Origin of the sequence: Asticcacaulis tiandongensis (genome assembly GCF_006475605.1) — a bacterium.
Classification (GTDB): domain Bacteria; phylum Pseudomonadota; class Alphaproteobacteria; order Caulobacterales; family Caulobacteraceae; genus Asticcacaulis; species Asticcacaulis tiandongensis.
This window is the reverse complement of record NZ_SSBC01000019.1, coordinates 135,568-153,161: the sequence shown is the minus strand read 5'-3', so window position 1 is coordinate 153,161 and position 17,594 is coordinate 135,568. Positions and strand designations below refer to the sequence as shown.

At 56.6% G+C, this 17,594-nt stretch carries 13 protein-coding genes; 3 read left to right on the top strand and 10 right to left on the bottom strand.

The genetic code is table 11. The annotated features are described in order from the left end of the window. Positions 1-19: 19 nt before the first annotated feature. From nirD to E5201_RS11455, 4 genes are all read right to left on the bottom strand, one after another. Entirely contained in the window at positions 20-352 is a 333-nt protein-coding gene (nirD, locus tag E5201_RS11470) for a nitrite reductase small subunit NirD (RefSeq protein ID WP_140986243.1), read from the bottom strand. After that, entirely contained in the window at positions 352-2,850 is a 2,499-nt protein-coding gene (gene nirB / locus E5201_RS11465) for a nitrite reductase large subunit NirB (protein WP_140986242.1), read from the bottom strand. The genes nirD and nirB overlap by 1 nt, the downstream gene beginning before the upstream one ends. 261 nt (positions 2,851-3,111) lie before the next feature. Beyond that, positions 3,112-4,269 (bottom strand): ABC transporter substrate-binding protein, encoded by a 1,158-nt coding sequence (locus E5201_RS11460; RefSeq protein WP_140986241.1) that lies wholly within the window; start codon positions 4,267-4,269, stop codon positions 3,112-3,114. A 4-nt stretch (positions 4,270-4,273) separates the two neighbouring features. After that, positions 4,274-4,861, bottom strand: a complete 588-nt coding sequence (locus tag E5201_RS11455; RefSeq protein WP_140986240.1) for an ANTAR domain-containing response regulator — start codon at positions 4,859-4,861, stop codon at positions 4,274-4,276. Between the two features lie 324 nt (positions 4,862-5,185). Here E5201_RS11455 and E5201_RS11450 point away from each other — a divergent pair, with 324 nt between their 5' ends. Further along, the gene (locus E5201_RS11450) at positions 5,186-6,397 is read left to right on the top strand and encodes a nitrate/nitrite transporter (protein WP_140986239.1); all 1,212 of its coding nucleotides are present in this window, start codon (positions 5,186-5,188) and stop codon (positions 6,395-6,397) included. A gap of 43 nt (positions 6,398-6,440) precedes the next feature. Here the strand turns inward: E5201_RS11450 and E5201_RS11445 are convergent, their stop codons facing one another. From E5201_RS11445 to E5201_RS11425, 5 genes are all read right to left on the bottom strand, one after another. Next, a complete protein-coding gene (locus E5201_RS11445) occupies positions 6,441-7,409 on the bottom strand; it encodes an N-acetylglucosamine kinase (RefSeq protein WP_140986238.1) in 969 nt (322 codons plus the stop codon). Positions 7,410-7,412: 3 nt separating this feature from the next. Next, positions 7,413-8,579, bottom strand: coding sequence for an SIS domain-containing protein (locus tag E5201_RS11440; RefSeq protein ID WP_140986237.1), 1,167 nt, complete (start codon positions 8,577-8,579; stop codon positions 7,413-7,415). Next, positions 8,572-9,885, bottom strand: coding sequence for a D-tagatose-bisphosphate aldolase, class II, non-catalytic subunit (locus E5201_RS11435; RefSeq protein WP_140986236.1), 1,314 nt, complete (start codon positions 9,883-9,885; stop codon positions 8,572-8,574). The genes E5201_RS11440 and E5201_RS11435 overlap by 8 nt, the downstream gene beginning before the upstream one ends. 395 nt (positions 9,886-10,280) lie before the next feature. Then, positions 10,281-11,174 (bottom strand): DMT family transporter, encoded by an 894-nt coding sequence (locus E5201_RS11430; RefSeq protein ID WP_140986235.1) that lies wholly within the window; start codon positions 11,172-11,174, stop codon positions 10,281-10,283. A gap of 2 nt (positions 11,175-11,176) precedes the next feature. Further along, positions 11,177-13,264: a glycoside hydrolase family 36 protein gene (locus E5201_RS11425; RefSeq protein WP_140986234.1), complete on the bottom strand. Its 2,088-nt coding sequence runs from the start codon at positions 13,262-13,264 to the stop codon at positions 11,177-11,179. Between the two features lie 181 nt (positions 13,265-13,445). Between E5201_RS11425 and E5201_RS11420 the strand changes: the two genes are divergently transcribed. Together E5201_RS11420 and E5201_RS11415 are read left to right on the top strand one after the other, a co-directional pair. Then, positions 13,446-14,537 (top strand): amidohydrolase family protein, encoded by a 1,092-nt coding sequence (locus E5201_RS11420; protein WP_140986233.1) that lies wholly within the window; start codon positions 13,446-13,448, stop codon positions 14,535-14,537. A 22-nt stretch (positions 14,538-14,559) separates the two neighbouring features. Next, positions 14,560-16,509 (top strand): NPCBM/NEW2 domain-containing protein, encoded by a 1,950-nt coding sequence (locus tag E5201_RS11415; protein WP_140986232.1) that lies wholly within the window; start codon positions 14,560-14,562, stop codon positions 16,507-16,509. A gap of 55 nt (positions 16,510-16,564) precedes the next feature. On the opposite strand, the gene agaR is transcribed toward E5201_RS11415, so the two are convergent. Next, positions 16,565-17,335, bottom strand: a complete 771-nt coding sequence (gene agaR / locus E5201_RS11410; protein ID WP_246050642.1) for a transcriptional repressor AgaR — start codon at positions 17,333-17,335, stop codon at positions 16,565-16,567. Positions 17,336-17,594 lie beyond the last annotated feature (259 nt).

Below are 17,594 nucleotides of genomic sequence, written 5' to 3'. Positions count from 1 at the left end.
CCTAAAGCTTTCGTATGTGTCAGCGTAATCCCAGCAGGATACGATCATCCTCGATCTTCAGCGGCACCGTAGGCGTGCAGCCCTTACCGGCGTCCGCCCCGACCGCCTCACCGTTTTCCAGTGAGAACGACCAGTTGTGCAACGGACACGCAATATGACGACCATGCACAATACCTTCGGACAGAGGCCCGCCCTTGTGCGGGCATTTGTCCATGACGGCATAATATTCGTTGTCGACCGTACGAAAGACCGCAATGGCCCCCAGATCGGTATCGACGCGACGGGCTCCCTGATAGGGGATGTCCACCGCTGCCCCGACATCCACCCATTTCAACGCAACAGAAACGTTCATCAGGCTTGCTCCGTGATATGATTTTGCGTGACCCCTTCGCGCAGATCAGCCAGCGGTGAAAAGACCTTGGCCGGTTCTGATTTCGGGGCATGTTCCGCCCACGGATCAACCTGAAACACCGCTTGCGATTCCATGAAACGGGCCTTGAGATCGGTACGGGTTTCATCGTCGAACAGTTGCGTCTTGACGAACTCAAGCCCCACCCGTTCAATCCACGGCGCCGTGCGTTCGAGATACCACGCATCCTCACGATAAAGCTGGACGAAGGCCATGGAATATTCCAGCGCCTCAACCTCGGTCGTCACCTTGCACAACAGATCCGTGCCGCGCAGATGGATACCGGCATTACCGCCGACATGCAGCTCATAGCCCGAATCGACACAGATAACGCCGAAATCCTTGATGGTTGCCTCGGCGCAGTTACGCGGACAACCGGAGACGGCCATCTTGAACTTGTGCGGCATCCATGAGCCCCACGTATCCTGCTCAAGCTTGATCCCCAGACCCGTCGAATCCTGCGTGCCAAAGCGGCACCATTCCGACCCGACACAGGTTTTCACCGTGCGTAACGCCTTGGCATAGGCATGACCGGAGACCATACCCGCCGCATTAAGATCAGCCCACACCGCTGGCAGATCAGCCTTCTTGACGCCAAACAGATCAAGTCTCTGGCCGCCGGTCACCTTGACCATCGGCACTTCATACTTGTCGCATACATCGGCGATGGCCCGTAATTCCTTGGCAGAGGTCACGCCGCCCCACATGCGCGGCACCACACTATAGGTGCCGTCTTTCTGGATATTGGCGTGGTTGCGTTCATTGACGAAGCGCGAGCGCGGGTCGTCCTTGTATTCACGTGGCCAGGCACACAGAAGATAATAGTTCAGCGCCGGACGACATGACGAACACCCGTCCGGTGTCTCCCATTTCAGGGCCTGCATAACATCGGGCATGGTCTTGAGCTGTTGCTCGACGATGACCTGACGCACATGCTGGTGACCATGTTCGGTGCATTTGCACATAGGCTTCGGGCCGGTCTGTGCCTTGAAGGCATCCCCAAGTGTCACCTTCAGCAATTGTTCGACGATGCCGGTACATGACCCGCAACTGGCCGAAGCCTTCGTGCAGCCACGTACCTTATCGAGGTTGTCCGCACCTGCGCAGATTGCCTCAACCACCGTACCCTTGGTTACGCCGTTACAGCCGCACACTTCTGTGTCGTCGGGCCATGCTGCAACGGCGGCATTAGGGTCCACACCCGCCAGAGCCTCCGTTACCGACTGACCAAAGATCAGGGTGTCACGGATGTCAGAGATGGACTCAGCCTTTTTGATCAGGTCGAAATACCAGGCCCCGTCGGCGGCTTCACCAAAGAGCACCGTGCCGACCAGTTTGTTTTCCTTGACGACGATACGCTTATAGACGCCGCGTGCCGGATCACGGAAAACAATGTCTTCGCAGCCTTCACCGCCGTTGAACTGACCGGCGGAATAAAGATCAACGCCCGATACCTTAAGACGTGTTGCCAGTTCAGATCCAAGATAGGCCGCATCGACATTTTTCTCGGTCAGGACATCGGCCAGCGTGCGGCACATATCCCAGATCGGGGCCACCAGACCGTAACAGGTGCCACGATGCTGTACGCACTCGCCAACCGCAAAGATATGCGCGTCAGAGGTACGCATCTGATCGTCAACAACAATGCCGCGCTCAACCAACAGTCCCGCGGCCTTCGCCGGTTCAACATGCGGACGGATACCGACCGCCATAACCAGCAGAGATGCCGGAATGATGCGCCCATCCTTTAACTTCAGGCCTTCGACATGACTGTCGCCAACAATGGCTTCGGAATGGGCATTGAGCACCGAATTCACACCGCGCTCGAGCAGAGCTTTTTCCAGCAGCCGCCCCGCCGCCTCATCAAGCTGGCGCTCCATCAGTACATCCATCAGGTGAATGACGGTTGCCTTCATGCCGCGTTTCGCCAGACCGTAGGCGGCCTCAAGACCCAGCAAACCGCCGCCGATGACGATAGCTTCACCGCCTTTTTCGGCAGCCTTTTGCATGATATCGACATCATGCAGGTCACGGAAAGCCACCACGCCCGGCAAATCAGCCCCCGGCAAGGGCAGACGGATCGGGTCGGAACCGGTCGCCAGAATCAGATAATCATAGGCAATGGTTACCCCGTCATGCAGGGTGACATAGCGGCCATCCTTATTGATCGACTGTACCCAGCACCCGAAATGGGTCTTCACACCGTTGGTGTCGTACCACGCCTGAGAATGGGTAACGATGTCCTCAAAGGTCTTTTCACCGGCCAGAACCGGCGACAGCTGAATACGGTCATAGGTGGCGCAGTCTTCGGCGCCGATGATCGACACATCAAAACGATGGGCATCGCGCTTGAGGATTTCCTCGACAATACGGCCACCCGCCATCCCTGCGCCGATAACGACGATGCGGGGCTTTGGGGGTGTGTCGGCATTAAAGGCCATTTCTGTTGCTCCTGTGGGCAGAGCGAAGGCGCATGGTGCGCCAACCTGAGATTGGGTTAAGGCCAAAAAAAATCCCGCACCCCCGTCAGGCCATAATGAGCCTTAAGGGGTGCGGGACGTCTTTGTCCGTTAGAGCCGTCAAACCGTCATCGTTGACGGCCTGATAGCGAATGTCTTGGATCTTCCTTGATCCTGCGCCTATTGGGCCATAGCTTTGCCCCTATGTCAATAAGGGTTTTTGCAGGCGCGAACAGTTTCGGTTCAGGCTGGCTCAGCAGGCACAGATCGGAACAGGCCGCCATCAAACAGACGGTTCGGCGGCATGAGAATATCGGTCGGTTTAGCCGCCAGACTCCAGCTTTGGGGATGACCGCCCTCATCTTTTTCATCGCTCAGGGGCAGGCTCAGGCCAATCTCCCCCGCTGCCTGTCGCCATAAATCAGGGCGGTACACACTCCGCGCAATAGCATCGAAATCATGCGCCTCAGACGTCAGACCCCAGCGGACAAACTGGCCCATGAACCACTTGGCATGACTGAGCCAGGGGAAGGTCGCCGTCTGCGCATCAAGCACCAGTCCCGCACCGCCTTCGGACAGAGCTTTTTGCACCGCTTCAACCGGCGCGCCGACATAAACATCCCGTGCCAGAATATTGGCCAGCTCCGTCTGATTGCCAGCCTCGGACGCCCACTGCGCCGCCCTGAGCAACGCCTTCACCAAGCCCTGTACGGTCTCAGGATTTTCCTCGGCCCAGACCCCGCGCAAACCCAGCACCTTTTCCGGCTTGAGCGTCCAGAAATCGGGGTCGGAAAACAGTACCTGACCGTCGCCTTTCAGTTCCGCCATCTGTGGCCAGGGCGAGCCTGAACAGAAGCCGTCAATTACCCCGTCCCTAAGGGCATCTGCCATGCGTGACGGCGGCAGAACCACCCATTGCACCTGCCGGTCAGGATCAATGCCCCCCGCTGCCAGCCAGTGGCGCAATACAAAATGATGCGGCGAATAGGTAAAGGGCATGGCCAGCGTAATGGGCCCTTCTCCGACACTGCGGCGCAGTTGAATCACCTGACGCAGGGCACGCGCACTCTCAAGCAGACTTGCGGCCCCCTGATCCTCAAATACGGCCTTTAGCCGTGAAGACACGACAACCGAATTGCCGTTGGCCCCTAAGGCCATAGGCGCAATAATATGCCCAAGTGTTGGCCCCAGCCCTAGGCCGCGCGACAGCGGCAGCGTCGCCAGCATATGCGCCCCGTCAAGCAAGCCATAGGACACCTTATCACGAATATTCGACCAGTTGGCTTCACGGCTTAAGGTGACCTCAAGCCCTTCGCTGGCGTAGAAACCCAGTGCCTCCGCTACCACAATCAGGGCCGCGTCATTCAGGGCGATGAATCCGATCTTGACCTGTGCGCTCATGACCTCAGTTCTCTCCTGATTTCAGTAAGCCGGCAATCGACAATATGTCTCCCGCCACCGCCGCCATGGACCGTCCGGTATCCATCGCATGTTTGCGCATCAGCTTATAGGCCTCGTCCTCACTCACGCCGCGTGAGGTCATGAGAACTCCCTTGGCGCGGTCAATGGTTTTGCGGGCCACCAGATCGGATTTAGCCTTGTCCAGTTCAGTGCGCAGGCCCTGCATCAGCTTGAAGCGCTCAGCCGCCACCGTCAGGATCGAGGCCACACGATTGGGGGCATAGCCATCGACCACATAGGCGGCCACACCGGCCTCCAGAGCCCGCGAGGTGGTATTGGCGTCATGGCGGTCGACAAACATGGCCACCGGTCGTGGGGCCTGTTCGTTAGCGATCTGCAAGGCATCAAGCGTATCCCGATCCGGACTTTCACAGGCAATGATCACCATGTCGGGATTGATGTCCTTTAGCCGCATCAGCTCAAAGCGCGGCCAGTGATGGATCACCGCCTCCCTATGGGCGGCATCCGCACGTATGCCTTCGGCCACAAGGGCCGCGCGGGCATCATCAGGGTCGATTATCAGAACGTTCATGCGGGACGACAAATCTGGGTTGCGGACTGGCTCTAAGGGCTAGTCCGCATTCCCTCGCGTGTGAAGCGGGTTTAGACTCACATTATGCGACAGAAAAAGTTATGATTGTGACGAACAATCGTAACCAGCGCTCAAAAATATTGCACTGCACCTTGACAGAAATTCTGGTGCATCGCTTTATGTATACACGCGATTGTTAAGGCACGGCCAACGAAGGCCGCCTACCGGAACGAACCGGACTGTCGTCTGTTTCCCTTTTCCTCCCTTCTCTCAAAGGTCTGTGCGCCGTTGATCCGCGCACGCCGGAAACTTCGCAGGTTCGTCATGATTTCCAAGGAATTCCTGAAGGCCGGACACAAACCGACCCTTTTGTCCGCCTTTCTCTATTTTGATATGAGTTTTATGGTCTGGGTGCTGTTGGGCGCGCTGGCGGTACATATTTCCGCCGATATCGGCCTGACACCCGCCGAAAAAGGCCTGATGGTCGCTCTCCCGATCCTCTCAGGGGCTTTGCTGCGTATGGTCAACGGTGTGCTGGTTGACCGCATCGGCCCCAAGATCACCGGTGCCATCAGTCAGGCCATCGTCATCGCCGGTTTGCTGATTGCCTTTGTCCTTAAGATAGATAACTTCGCCGGTGTGCTGGCGCTGGGTCTTGTGCTTGGGGTTGCGGGTGCGTCCTTTGCCGTCGCCCTGCCGCTAGCCTCACGCTGGTATCCGCCAAAATATCAGGGCGTGGCGCTCGGGATTGCCGGAGCCGGTAATTCCGGCACAGTTCTGGCGTCCCTGTTTGCACCGTCACTGGCCAATATGTTTGGCTGGACAGCGGTGCTCGGGCTGGCGACCATTCCTCTCATTGCTACTTTTATATTCTACATGGTCTTTGCCAAGGACGCCCCAAACCCGCCTCCGGCCAAAAAGTTCAGCCAGTATATGGCGATCCTGAAAGAAGCCGACGCCTGGTGGTTCATGCTGTTCTACGGCGTTTCCTTCGGCGGCTTTGTCGGCCTGTCCTCGTCGCTCAATATCTATTTCAACGGCGAATATGGCCTTGATCCGGTCATGGCCGGTTTCTTCACCGCCATGTGCGTTTTTGCAGGCTCCCTGTTCCGGCCTGTCGGCGGCGGGCTGGCCGACAAGATCGGTGGCGTGCGCACCTTGTCGATCATGTATATCATCGCGGCCATTGCACTGGTGACCTTAAGCTTCGGAGCCGCAAGCGTCTATCTGGCACTGCTGGTGCTGGTGATCGGCATGGGTGCGCTCGGCATGGCCAATGGTGCCGTCTTCCAGTTGGTGCCACAGCGGTTCCGCAACGAAATTGGCGTCATGACCGGTCTGGTGGGCATGTTTGGCGGCATAGGCGGTTTCTATCTCGCCGCCAGCCTCGGCCTGTCGAAACAGGCATTGGGCAGTTATCAGCCCGGCTTGATCGGCTTTGCCTGTCTGGCGCTTGTGGCCTTTGGCGGGCTGACGCTGATCAAGCAACGCTGGCGCACCACATGGGGTGCCACCCTTGAAAACGTGCGTATCTGATTAAAAAAACAACTGCGGGATCATCTCCCGCAGTTGCTCTGTTCTAAGCGATCGTCAGATCCGCCAGTTTCACCGGCTGCCCCGCCAGACGCGCGGCATAAAGCGCGGCCCCCAGCGTCGGTGACAGTAACGGCGGCTGAAGCCCGTAAGCAGATGAAAGCGCCATCAAATGCGCCTTAAGCGGCTTTAAGATCAGGTCTTCGGCACGAAAAACGCCGCCGGAATAGGACACAGGGATAACCCCCTCACCGTCATAACCGATCTGCTGGCGAATAGTCTCAATAATCGCCGCCAGTTCGGCTCCGGCCTGATCAAATATATTCAGCGCGGCGACATCCCCGTCCTGAGCGGCACGCCGCACCAGTTGCGACAGGGCGGCAATCCGGTCACGAGGCGGTCGTTCCCGACCGAACACAACCCCGCAAATATCAAGGTCGTTCTTCAGACCGAAATGCTCACGGAAAATGTCATATAGCGGCCCTTTGGGCATACGCCCGTCAGACATGCGTGAAAAGACATTCAACCCCTGAAGCGCAATCCAATAGGCCGAGCCTTCGTCAGAAAACAACTCACCCCAGCCGCCGGAACGCGCCTTTTTGCCAGCGCGCTCACCATAGGCAATCGAGCCGGTGCCCGCGACGATATTGATCCCGTCGGCTCCACCCAGCGATCCCGCCCAGCCACAAATCATATCGTTACCGCAGGCATAACGCCTGTGGCCCAGCACCGCTTCAGGGGCGGCATCAAGAAAGGTCTGGGCGTGTGAATCCTCGCCATATGCGGGCAAGCCAAAAAAGGCATAGGCGATGTCTTCGGAGGTTGCTGATACCTGATCGAGCACCGCAGCCACGCCTGCCTTAAGCAGGTCATGCAGACCGTCAAAACCGATCTGTATATAGTAGCAAGGGCCACCCTGATGGGTTGCCACTGTCCGGCCTTCAGCATCAATCAGGACAAAGCCCGTCTTGGTACCACCGCCATCTACCCCGAGAAAATAGGAAGACTGCCCCATTATCTAGTCCAGCTCATGAATGCGCACACCCTGCACCACACGGTTTACCGTGCCGGAGGTATTGGGCTTGTCCGGAGTCAGATTGTGCCTCAGGGCTTCGAAAAAGGCAAAGATTTGCGGCGCAATAATATAGGGAATCAGCAAGGCGGCATCATCCGCCGTTTCAAGGCCGCGAATACGAATCTGATCCGCTTCGGGCAGACCGGCCCCGTCCTGCGCGGTAATGGCGATCACGCGGGCAGCGTCACCGTCACGGCGCAGCTCATCGACCAGATCGGTGTCATAGCTGCGGGTATAGGCATTGTTTGACAGGAACACCACCACCAGCGTCTTCGCATTGACAATGGTTTTCGGGCCATGACGGAACCCGAGCGGTGAATCAAACATCGTCACCAGAGCGCCATTGGTCAGTTCCAGAAGCTTCAGTCCGGCTTCACGCGCCAGACCCTGAAAAATATGGCTCCCCAGATAGACCACACGCTCATAACGGGCATCGGCAATGGCTTTCAGCGTCGGTACATAATTAGCAATTACGCCCTGTGCCGCCTCGGCAACCGCATTGACACGATCCTGCCAGGCCTCGACACCCGAAAGCGCACTCAAGGCAGCAAAGGTCATGCACGAAAAGCTTGAGGTCATGGCGAAGGAACGGTCATGCGTTTCTTCAGGCAACAGAACCGTATAGCCTTTTGAACTCGCCGCATAACGCGCCAGCGCCCCGTCTTCGTTGCAGGTGATGACCAGATGATGCAGGTCAGTGACAAACCGGTCTGCCAGTTCGAGCGCCGCCAGACTTTCGGGCGAATTACCCGATCGGCCGAACGAAACCAGCAGGGTCGGCGTATCAGCCTCAAAATAAAGCTGTGGCGCACAGACCAGATCCGTAGTCGGAATGGCTTCGACGCGACGCTCAAGCTCGGTCGCGAGCACGGGCGCCAGACAGGCCCCGATAAAGGCAGAGGTCCCCGCACCGGTCAGGATGACACGGGCATTGGCCTGCGCCAGAACCGGTTTCAAAAACGCTTCCAGGTCAGCCTTCTGCGCCATGAGCAGGCTTTGGGTCTGACGCAACATCTCAGGCTGCTGCACGATTTCACGCGCCGTCCACAAACCGCCCAGACGCTCAAGGGCCTCATCACTGAAGCCCAAAGGGGGGACTGATTCACGCATCGATAAACTCCGGACTGGTCACTGACGCTTCAGGCGTACAGGCAATATAATAGGCATCCAGCGCCGCCCCTATATGGGCCATCACCAGATTAGACGGGTCAAGGGGTAACCCCTCGCTGCGCACCGCCGCATAGGCGAACGGCAGGTACTGGCTGATCAGGGCCAGAGGCGGCGGATTGTCAGCCAGATTGTCAAACATCACTTCCTGCGCCGCCGTGATCAGGGCGTCCGGCCAGTAATAGCGAATGCGGTCGGACAGGCTGTATTGCAGGTCAAACTTAAGGGCATCGCCCGTGGAATGATAATATTTCGCCCAGTTGCGTGGCTCAGCCGTCATGCGCTCGATGGCCACCTTGCGGAACTGCGACGCCTTCGCCTCACCCAGCCATTCACGCTCAATGGCATCCAGCGCCCAGTAGGCTTCGCGTAAGGCAAACGTCACCCCCGGCCCGACCTTAAGGATGGCGAAATGATCTTCCACCAATGCCTTTAAGGCTTCGGGGGTCTGATAATCGGTCGAATGGGCCTCAAAAACCAGATTGGCCTGATCGTTTAGCGCACGGCTCAGGGCCACGGCCTTTGTGCGGTCATAATCAATGACCTTATGGTGGTCGAATTCAACACCGGGCTGCACCACGGTTCCCACCACACGCGGCCAGGCATCAGCGATACCGGCCTCTGCAAAAATACGGCGGTGGGTTTCAACCGTATTCAGCGCCGCTTCGGGGTGCGTGACCTCTAATTCGGGCAGATCCTCCGCCGCGCCGCCCGGCACCGGCACCTCGGTACCGATAACATAGACGCACGGCTCGCCGCCCACACGCTTTTGCGTCGCTTCGGCAATGGCGATCAGACGCGCCGCGCGACGGGCAATGGTCTCTTCCGGCAGAGGCACAGGGTCATCAGCGCAGGACATGGAACAGTCGGCGTGAATTTTACGGAAACCGGCGGCGACATACTGTTCAATCAGCACATCGGCTTTTTTCATTGCCTCTTCGGCGCTCATATTGGTCCACGGGTTAGGCCCCAGATGGTCACCGCCCAAAAGTACGCGCTCACGCACCAGACCCGCCTTGTCCGCCAGTGCGTAGACAAAGTTACGGAACACCTCAGGCGTCATGCCTGTGTAGCCGCCATCCTGATTGACCTGATTACAGGTCGCTTCGATCAGGGTGACCTCGGCACCCTTTTTCAGGGCGTGACGGAACGTGGCGCTGATTACCAGTGGGTGGGCCGAACAGACCGAATATATGCCGCAGGCCTCTCCCGCCTTATGGCGGGCGACCAGATCGAGCATCGCCTTCATGGCAAGTCCTTTCAGAAAGCAGTGACGTCAAACAGATGTCACAAGCCTAACCGATCGCTAAATCAAACGCAATGAAAACAATGAAAACGAAAGATATAATATTGCGTTTTGTATTACAAATAAGAAAAACGTTATTTACATGAATTATCGATGTTTAAGACACTTATTGAATAAAATACAATATTTTATCCATAAAAGGACACTTTGGCCGAGGGGCGGCCCTGAAAAACAAATCCACAAACGATAAGTCAGGTGATAAAAAGAAACCACCTACGCAAAAAGGCCGCCCCTAAAAGGGGCGGCCAAGGTTTAGAGTACCTGTCCCTCGCAAGTGCCCGCTAAGGACAGGCCTGTCCGGCCCGACACGAGAAGGTGGCGAACGGGCAGGTCATGCGTCAGGTCAATGCCAGTAGCGCTGACGCAATAAAGGCGAGCACAAGCCCAACCATCTTAAGCCATCCGGGGACAATACCCGCCACCAGCAGCGAAATAACCGCCGTCACCAATGGCCCACCGGCATTGGTCAGAGGCGACACGACAATCGCCTTGCCGTATCTGAAGGCAAACACCAGACACAATGCACCAATGGCATTGAGTATCTGGATCCCCGCCGTAAGCAGCGGCCCGTCCCAGCCCCAGTTGATCGGCTGGCTGAAATCAGTCATCAAAAGCGCTACCGGAATAAGCATCAGCCCCGTCAGCATCATATAAAAGAATATGCTTTCCGCGCTCATACGGCCATTGGCCAGCTTCATGAAATAGGCCTGCACGCCCCAGCAGGCCATGATGATCAGGGCCAGCGGAAACCAGCTGCCGCCACTCAAGGCCGAAAAACCGCTTTCCGGTGAAAAATCAAACATTGGCAGGGCAATCAGCGCCAGAATCACCCCCAACGCCCCTAACCATGTGGTTCGCTCCCTCAGGAGAAAAAACGACAGGAAAATGGTCACCAATGGCGATAGGGAAATGACCGGAAAAATCAGATAGGCCGGCCCCGTGCTGACGGTATAGAACAGGATCATCTGCCCGCCCGCACCGGTAAAGCCGATAATCAGTCCATACAGCAGCGCCATCGGATCACGATCAAGCTTCCATCCCGCCTTGGCCAGCACATAGACCGCAGGCAGGATCATGGTCAAAGCCCAGACGCAATAGACAAGCGTTTCAGGAAATCCGCGCTGGGCAGAGATACCGGCAAATGCGCCCCATACCCCCCACAGGGCCACGGTCGCAAAAGCAAACATCAGCCAGCGCTTATGTTTTACGTCTGTATTAACAGGCACATCCATGACTATCCCCTGACCGGCGTGGCTTCGAGCAGCAGGAAGCCGTCAAACGCCGCATTAAGACGATTGCCCGACGTATTTACCCGCCCCAGATCGCTATTGTTGAAATAGTCACGAACGGCATAGTTGCCTTTTTTCAGGCCGCGCAGTTCCACCTCACCGTTCCATGTCGGCGCATAGAAGGCGTAATAGAGCTTGCCGTCTTTTTCGATGGCATGGGCCTCGGGCTTATCAAAGCCGATATCATAAAGCTCACCGCGATACTGACCCTTGGGCAGCATCTTCTGGTTATAGATGTCGATCCACTTGCGCCACACGACTTCGCGCTCCGGCGTCAGAAGGAAATTGGCGTCCTTGCCACGGCCTTCGTTGGGATAGGTGAACTTGGTTGAGACAATCGCTCCGATACCCACGCTTGAGGCAAAGTCGGTACCATTGTCACTCAGTTCTACATGGTCACCGGCATAGGCCGCATCGCCGCCCATCAGGGCCTTAAGCGATTTACCCTTATGGCGAATCTGCCAGGACGACAGCGGGTCGGACGACGGCACCTGATTGGTATAGGGCAGGTTATAGAAGGCATAGGCCGTACCGCACGGACAGAACTCGATGACCGCATGTGGCTTAATGGCAATGGCCGTGTCATAGACCATCTTCCAGAAGTCCTGAATCTGCTCAACCGAATCGTTCGGATGAGCGTGATTGTGCTTCGGGTTATGGCAGGGCGCCACGGCGTTCATATGCTGACCATCCAGCTTGATGCCGTCAAAGCCCCATTCGCCGATGATCTTGGTGATCAGGGCTTTGGTAAAATCGCGCACCGGCCCATAGGCCGGACACAGATAGAAGGCGTTCCACCAGCTGACATCCTGCACCGCGCCCCATTCATTGAGCACGAGCTGATCGGTATTATAGCGCAGCAAATCCGTACCCGGATCAACCGCCAGCGGGGCAAGCCACAGTTTGGGTTTAAGGCCCGCCGCACGGATCATCTGTACAAGGGCGATCATGTCCTCGTCCTTGCGCGGGAACTTGGCGACATCAAGATACCAGTCCCCTTCCGAGGTCTGCCAGCCGTCATCGATCACCGCCCACTCAAGGCCCATCTCCTTGACCTTGGCCAGCGAGCCTTCGATCTCGGCAATGGTGAAATCACGGTCATAGCCCCAGGCGCACCAGATGGCCTCATAGCAGCCTTCGGTCGGTTTCGGTGCCGCCATACCCTTATCGGCCATGATGCGGCGATAGGTATCGAGCGTCGCGTAATAGTCGCGCTGGTGGACCGTCACGAAGGTCTCAAGCGTCGTGAAGCTTTCCCCCGCCGCCAGTTCAAAGGCACGGCTTTCCTCGATGGCCACCGAAGCGCCCGCCGAAGTGCCCAAAAGCGGCAAGGACACCAGCTTGGGCCGCGTTTCGACATGACCGACCGCCAGACCGGCATCGGGCCGCCAGGCGTCAACGATCGGCGTGCCTGAACCATAGTCAGAGGCATTCATGCCCATAAAGTTCGGCTGATCAAAGCTTGCCCCCACCGGCTGCACCCAGTCACGACGGTTTTCATGCGTCGCGCCCGACCATGACCAGAAACCCGTTCCTGCGGATTTCAGCGCATAGGCATGGGCGCGCCAGCGCTGCACAGACAAAGCCTCGGCACCGCGATTACGATAGGTCGTCTTAACCAGCGCAAACCCCGGATAGCGCTCATAAAGGGTGATCACCAGCGTCTTTTCGATACCCTCAGGTGACACACCACGCACCGTATGGGCCGTACCTTTGCCGTGGATCGTATTGACTGCCGCGCGGGAATGACCGGCGAAATTAAAGGCGTCAATGCGTCGGCCATCGCTCAGCGACAAGGTGTCAGACGGCGCGAAATCCGTCAGAACGGTCGACGCGCCCCCCAGACCGGAGATGAGGCGGCTGTGCATGGCCGTATCAAATTCAATGGTCAGCGTGCCATCGGTTACCGTCGCCAGAGCCAGTTGCGCGGCCGCAGGCAAAGCACCCGCCAAGCCCGAAGCCACAACCGTTCCGGTCATCAGCTTGAGGAAGTTACGTCTTTTCATATGGGACGAAAGCGGTTTGGGGATCATGTGGCTATAACTCCTCTGCGCCTGACGGCCCCGTTTTAACTTCTGTGTATTCTTATGGGTTGGGGCCTTGCGATCATTTTCATGTTGCACAAGTCAAAATAAAAAGGCAAACAAAAAGACACATAATCGAAACATTAAATTTCGTTTTCGTTGTTTTAACGAAACTGAGGAGGTCGCCGCGATGCTTTTAAACCGCCTGCCCCTAATGGTTGCCACTGTTCTTATGGCTGCGGGATGCACCGCTCCAGCAGCTGAAACCCACTATACAGTTGAAGATTTCGCCAAGGTGCGCAAGTTCGATGCGCATGTACACCTGAATGTGAAAGACCCCGCCTTTGTCGAACAAGCGAAGGCCGACAATTTCGAGCTTCTGACGATTAACGTCGATTATCCGGCCTTTCCGTCGATTGCCGATCAGGCCGATGCCGCGCACCATTTCCATAAGGCGGATCCGCAGCATTTTCATTATGCGGCTACCTTTACCATGCAAGGTTTTGGCACCCCTGAATGGGCCGGAAAAACCAATGCCTACATAGACTCAGAGGCCGATCAGGGCGCCTTGGGCGTCAAGGTGTGGAAGAATATCGGCATGGTCGAAAAGGATAAGGACGGCAAGCTGATCTTTATTGATGATGCTGGCTTTGATCCGGTGATCGCCCATATTGAACAACGCGGCCTTGTGTTCATTGCCCATCAGGCGGAACCGAAAAATGCCTGGTTGCCGGTCGAGGAAATGACCACCACCAATGATAAGCTCTATTTCGGTAACTTCCCCGAATACCACATGTACAAACAGCCGCACATGCCGCGCTATGAGGCACTGATTGCCGCGCGCGACCGCTTTGTGACAAAGCATCCTGAGCTTAACTTCGTCGGGGCCCATATGGGCAGTCTGGAATGGAGCGTCGATGAGGCCGCGAAATTCCTTGATGCGCACCCGAATGCCACGCTTGAGCTGGCGGCACGTATCACCCAGATTCAGTATCAGTCGGTGCGTGACCACGATAAGGTGCGAAATTTCTTCATTAAATATCAGGATCGCCTGATGTATGGCACCGACCTGACGCTTAATCCGGGCGATGACCCCGCCGCCTTCCGTGCCACAGCCCATGAATACTGGCGTAATGACTGGGCCTATCTGGCCACCGATACGGTGCGCCGCGTCGATGATATCGAAGCCGATGTCACCGGCCTGAACCTGCCCAAAAGCGTAATAGACAAGCTCTATTACACCAATGCCAAACGCGTCTTCTTCAATCAAAACAAAAACTAAATTCTGAGATCGGGGAGTTACCATGACCGTCAAATCACGCCTTGCCCGCCTGTCCGTACTGGCCACCCTCAGCCTGACCCTGCCGCTGGGGACAACGTTCATACCCGTCATGGCCCATGCCGAAGTCAGCGCCGCCGACCCGCTCAAGCCTACGGGCGCATGGAGCATACCGCAACGTAAGCAGGCGCAGACGCCACCTATGGGCTGGAACTCATGGAACGCCTTTCGCACAGAAATCGACGAAGCCAAGGTAATGGGCGCGGCGCAAGCGCTGGTCGACAGCGGACTGGCCACAAAGGGCTATGTCTATGTCAATCTCGATGACGGCTGGTGGCTGAAACGGCGTCAGTCTGACAACCGCATGCAGATTCGCACCAACCTGTTCCCGTCCGCAAAGATCGGCGGCACAGCGGGCACCAGCTTCCGCCCCTTTACTGACAAGCTGCATGGCATGGGCCTAAAGGCCGGCATCTATACCGATGTCGGGCACAATGCCTGCTCACAGGCCTATGATCTGCATTCCCCCAACCTGCCCGAAGGCACAACCGCCGAACGTGAGGTCGGGCTATACGGCCATGTCGATCAGGATATTGCGCTTTATTTTGCCGAATGGGGCTTTGATTACATCAAGGTTGATGCCTGCGGTATCAATGTCTATGCCCCGAACAGCGATCTGGTGAAAACCCACGCCTATAACGGCATTGAGCCAATGATCGATCAGAACGCCATTTCGCGCACTGACATTACCGGCGTACGCCGGCTTTATGATGAGGTTGCGGACGCGCTCGACAAACATAATCCGGATGGCGACTACATTCTGGCCCTGTGTAACTGGGGCACCGCCGATGTGCGCACATGGGGCAAGCAGACCGGTCATATGTGGCGCACCAGTGGTGACATCACGCCAACCTGGACACGTATGCTGCACAATTTCGACAGCGCCTCAACGCGTGCCCTTTACGCTCAGGCCGGTGCGTGGAACGACCCCGATATTCTGTTTATCGGCCACGGTGAGTTTGATGCCAATCACCTCGTTCAGGCCCGTGCGCACTTTACCCTTTGGGCGATGATCAATGCGCCGCTGCTCATCAGCTATGACCTGCGTAGCGCCCCGCAAAGCCTGATGGACATCTGGGGCAATGCCGACATCATTGCCCTCAATCAGGACAAGGGCGGCCATCAGGCGGTCATCGCCTATGCCACCGACGATGTGCAGATTCTGGTAAAGTCCCTGTCGTCAGGTCAGAAGGCCACAGTCCTGTTTAACCGCACCGGTGCGCCGATTACGGTCAATCTGACGGCGGAGCATCTGAAATATCTCAGCGACCAACCCGTACAGCTTAAGGATCTGTGGTCAAAAGACACCCATTCCTTTACCGGTGAAACCACCTTTACACTGGCCCCTTATGAGACCCGCATCTTCACCACTGAGGGCACCCGCAGGCTGAATGACGGCGTCTTCCTGTCGGAAATACCGGGGCAGATCAATGTTGCCGAAGACGGGATCACCGCGCCCATGCCCGATCCGGCAGTTCATCGCATGACCGGCCAGTGGAGCGGTACGCGCGGCACAGGTGAGCGTCCGGCCTATACCGGCTGGGGCGGGGCGCAGGCTGATTCCACACCCTATGACCAGAACCTTCAGGTAGCCGGACAACGCTTTGACACCGGCATAGGCATTTTGGCCGGTTCCCGCCTTGAGGTGCGCAACACCGAAGGCCACACCCGCTTCGAAGCCCATGTTGGCGTCGATGATTCGACGCTTAATACGGGCGATAAGGTACGCTTCCTTGTCTATGGTGATGGCAAATTGCTGGCTGAAAGCGCTGACATAGGGTTTGGCACCAGCGTACAGCCGCTTAGCGCCAATATTAGCGGCGTGAAGATTGTCGAACTGGTGGTCCGTGCCGATAATCGTCAGAGCGATATGCCTCTGATCACGACATGGGCTGAAGCGGCTCTGAAAAAATAAACCCACCCACGTCTCGTCCCCATCGCTAACGGCAGGGACGAGACGTTTGTTGGCTTTATGCCTTATAGAGCTTGATATTCAACTTTTCGGCAGCGTCATCGATGAAATCCGGTGCTGCCGAATCGGTGATCAGCACATCCAGTTCGCTGATGTCGATAATCCGGTTCAGGCACACCTTGCCGAACTTCGATGAGTCCGTGACCGCAATGACCTGACGCGCCGTTTCAACCATCTTGCGGTTAAGTTGCGCTTCCGGCTCATAGTGGGTGGTGATGCCGCGCTCGACATCAAACCCATCGACCCCCAAAAACAGTTTGTCGAGCAACAGCTCATCCAGCGCTGCCACAGTCTGCGCCCCGTAAAAAGCCATGCTCTTGCGGCGCAACTCGCCCCCCAGCATGATGATCTTCAGGTTGCGTTTCTGGGTCAGAGCTGACAACACATCAAAGTCGTTGGTTACGACCGTGATATCCTCATCATCAGGCAAGAAACGGGCAATCTGAAGCGCGGTCGTGCCGGAATCGAGCATGATCGATTCGCCCGACTTAACCAGCGAAGCCGCCAATTGCCCGATCCGCTCCTTTTCTTCCGTATGCTCCACGCGCTTGGTTTCAATCGCCGGTTCGGTATTGACCGTTACAACCTCGGATGAAATCGCCCCACCATAGGCGCGCGTGGCAATGCCGTGTTCCTCAAGGTAATGCAGGTCCTTGCGAATCGTCTGCATCGACACGCCAAACTGCTCCGACAGAGCGATCACCTGCACGCTGCCGCGCGACTTCAGCATGGCGCTGATCTGACGCCTGCGTTCTGAGGTATCCCGCATAATCCGAACGGATCCTTCCGCCATATCGCTCATCTTTCCTTATAAAGCGGTTTCGAGAGCCGAAAACTTATCTTTCGCTTTGATGTCCGCTTATCGCCCGACAGCCCCAAAAATTCAACCATTCATATATTCCCACCCTTTCCGCGTGTTTCATCTGACAGAATGTTACGAATAATGTGTCATATTTGTTTCTTTTTGGTTTCGATTGAGATATAAAACGAAAGATAATATAGACAGGGAAAGAAAAATGTACCTAAAT

Coding starts and splice junctions, on each gene's coding strand:
- E5201_RS11455 (WP_140986240.1), bottom strand. CDS start 4,861: ATGAACGTTCTGATAATCGACCCTGATGATGCCCGCGCGGCCCTTGTG.
- E5201_RS11425 (WP_140986234.1), bottom strand. CDS start 13,264: ATGATCCCCAAACCGCTTTCGTCCCATATGAAAAGACGTAACTTCCTC.
- nirD (WP_140986243.1), bottom strand. CDS start 352: ATGAACGTTTCTGTTGCGTTGAAATGGGTGGATGTCGGGGCAGCGGTG.
- E5201_RS11420 (WP_140986233.1), top strand. CDS start 13,446: ATGCTTTTAAACCGCCTGCCCCTAATGGTTGCCACTGTTCTTATGGCT.
- E5201_RS11435 (WP_140986236.1), bottom strand. CDS start 9,885: ATGAAGGCGATGCTCGATCTGGTCGCCCGCCATAAGGCGGGAGAGGCC.
- nirB (WP_140986242.1), bottom strand. CDS start 2,850: ATGGCCTTTAATGCCGACACACCCCCAAAGCCCCGCATCGTCGTTATC.
- agaR (WP_246050642.1), bottom strand. CDS start 17,335: ATGCGGGATACCTCAGAACGCAGGCGTCAGATCAGCGCCATGCTGAAG.
- E5201_RS11415 (WP_140986232.1), top strand. CDS start 14,560: ATGACCGTCAAATCACGCCTTGCCCGCCTGTCCGTACTGGCCACCCTC.
- E5201_RS11445 (WP_140986238.1), bottom strand. CDS start 7,409: ATGGGGCAGTCTTCCTATTTTCTCGGGGTAGATGGCGGTGGTACCAAG.
- E5201_RS11430 (WP_140986235.1), bottom strand. CDS start 11,174: ATGGATGTGCCTGTTAATACAGACGTAAAACATAAGCGCTGGCTGATG.
- E5201_RS11460 (WP_140986241.1), bottom strand. CDS start 4,269: ATGAGCGCACAGGTCAAGATCGGATTCATCGCCCTGAATGACGCGGCC.
- E5201_RS11440 (WP_140986237.1), bottom strand. CDS start 8,579: ATGCGTGAATCAGTCCCCCCTTTGGGCTTCAGTGATGAGGCCCTTGAG.
- E5201_RS11450 (WP_140986239.1), top strand. CDS start 5,186: ATGATTTCCAAGGAATTCCTGAAGGCCGGACACAAACCGACCCTTTTG.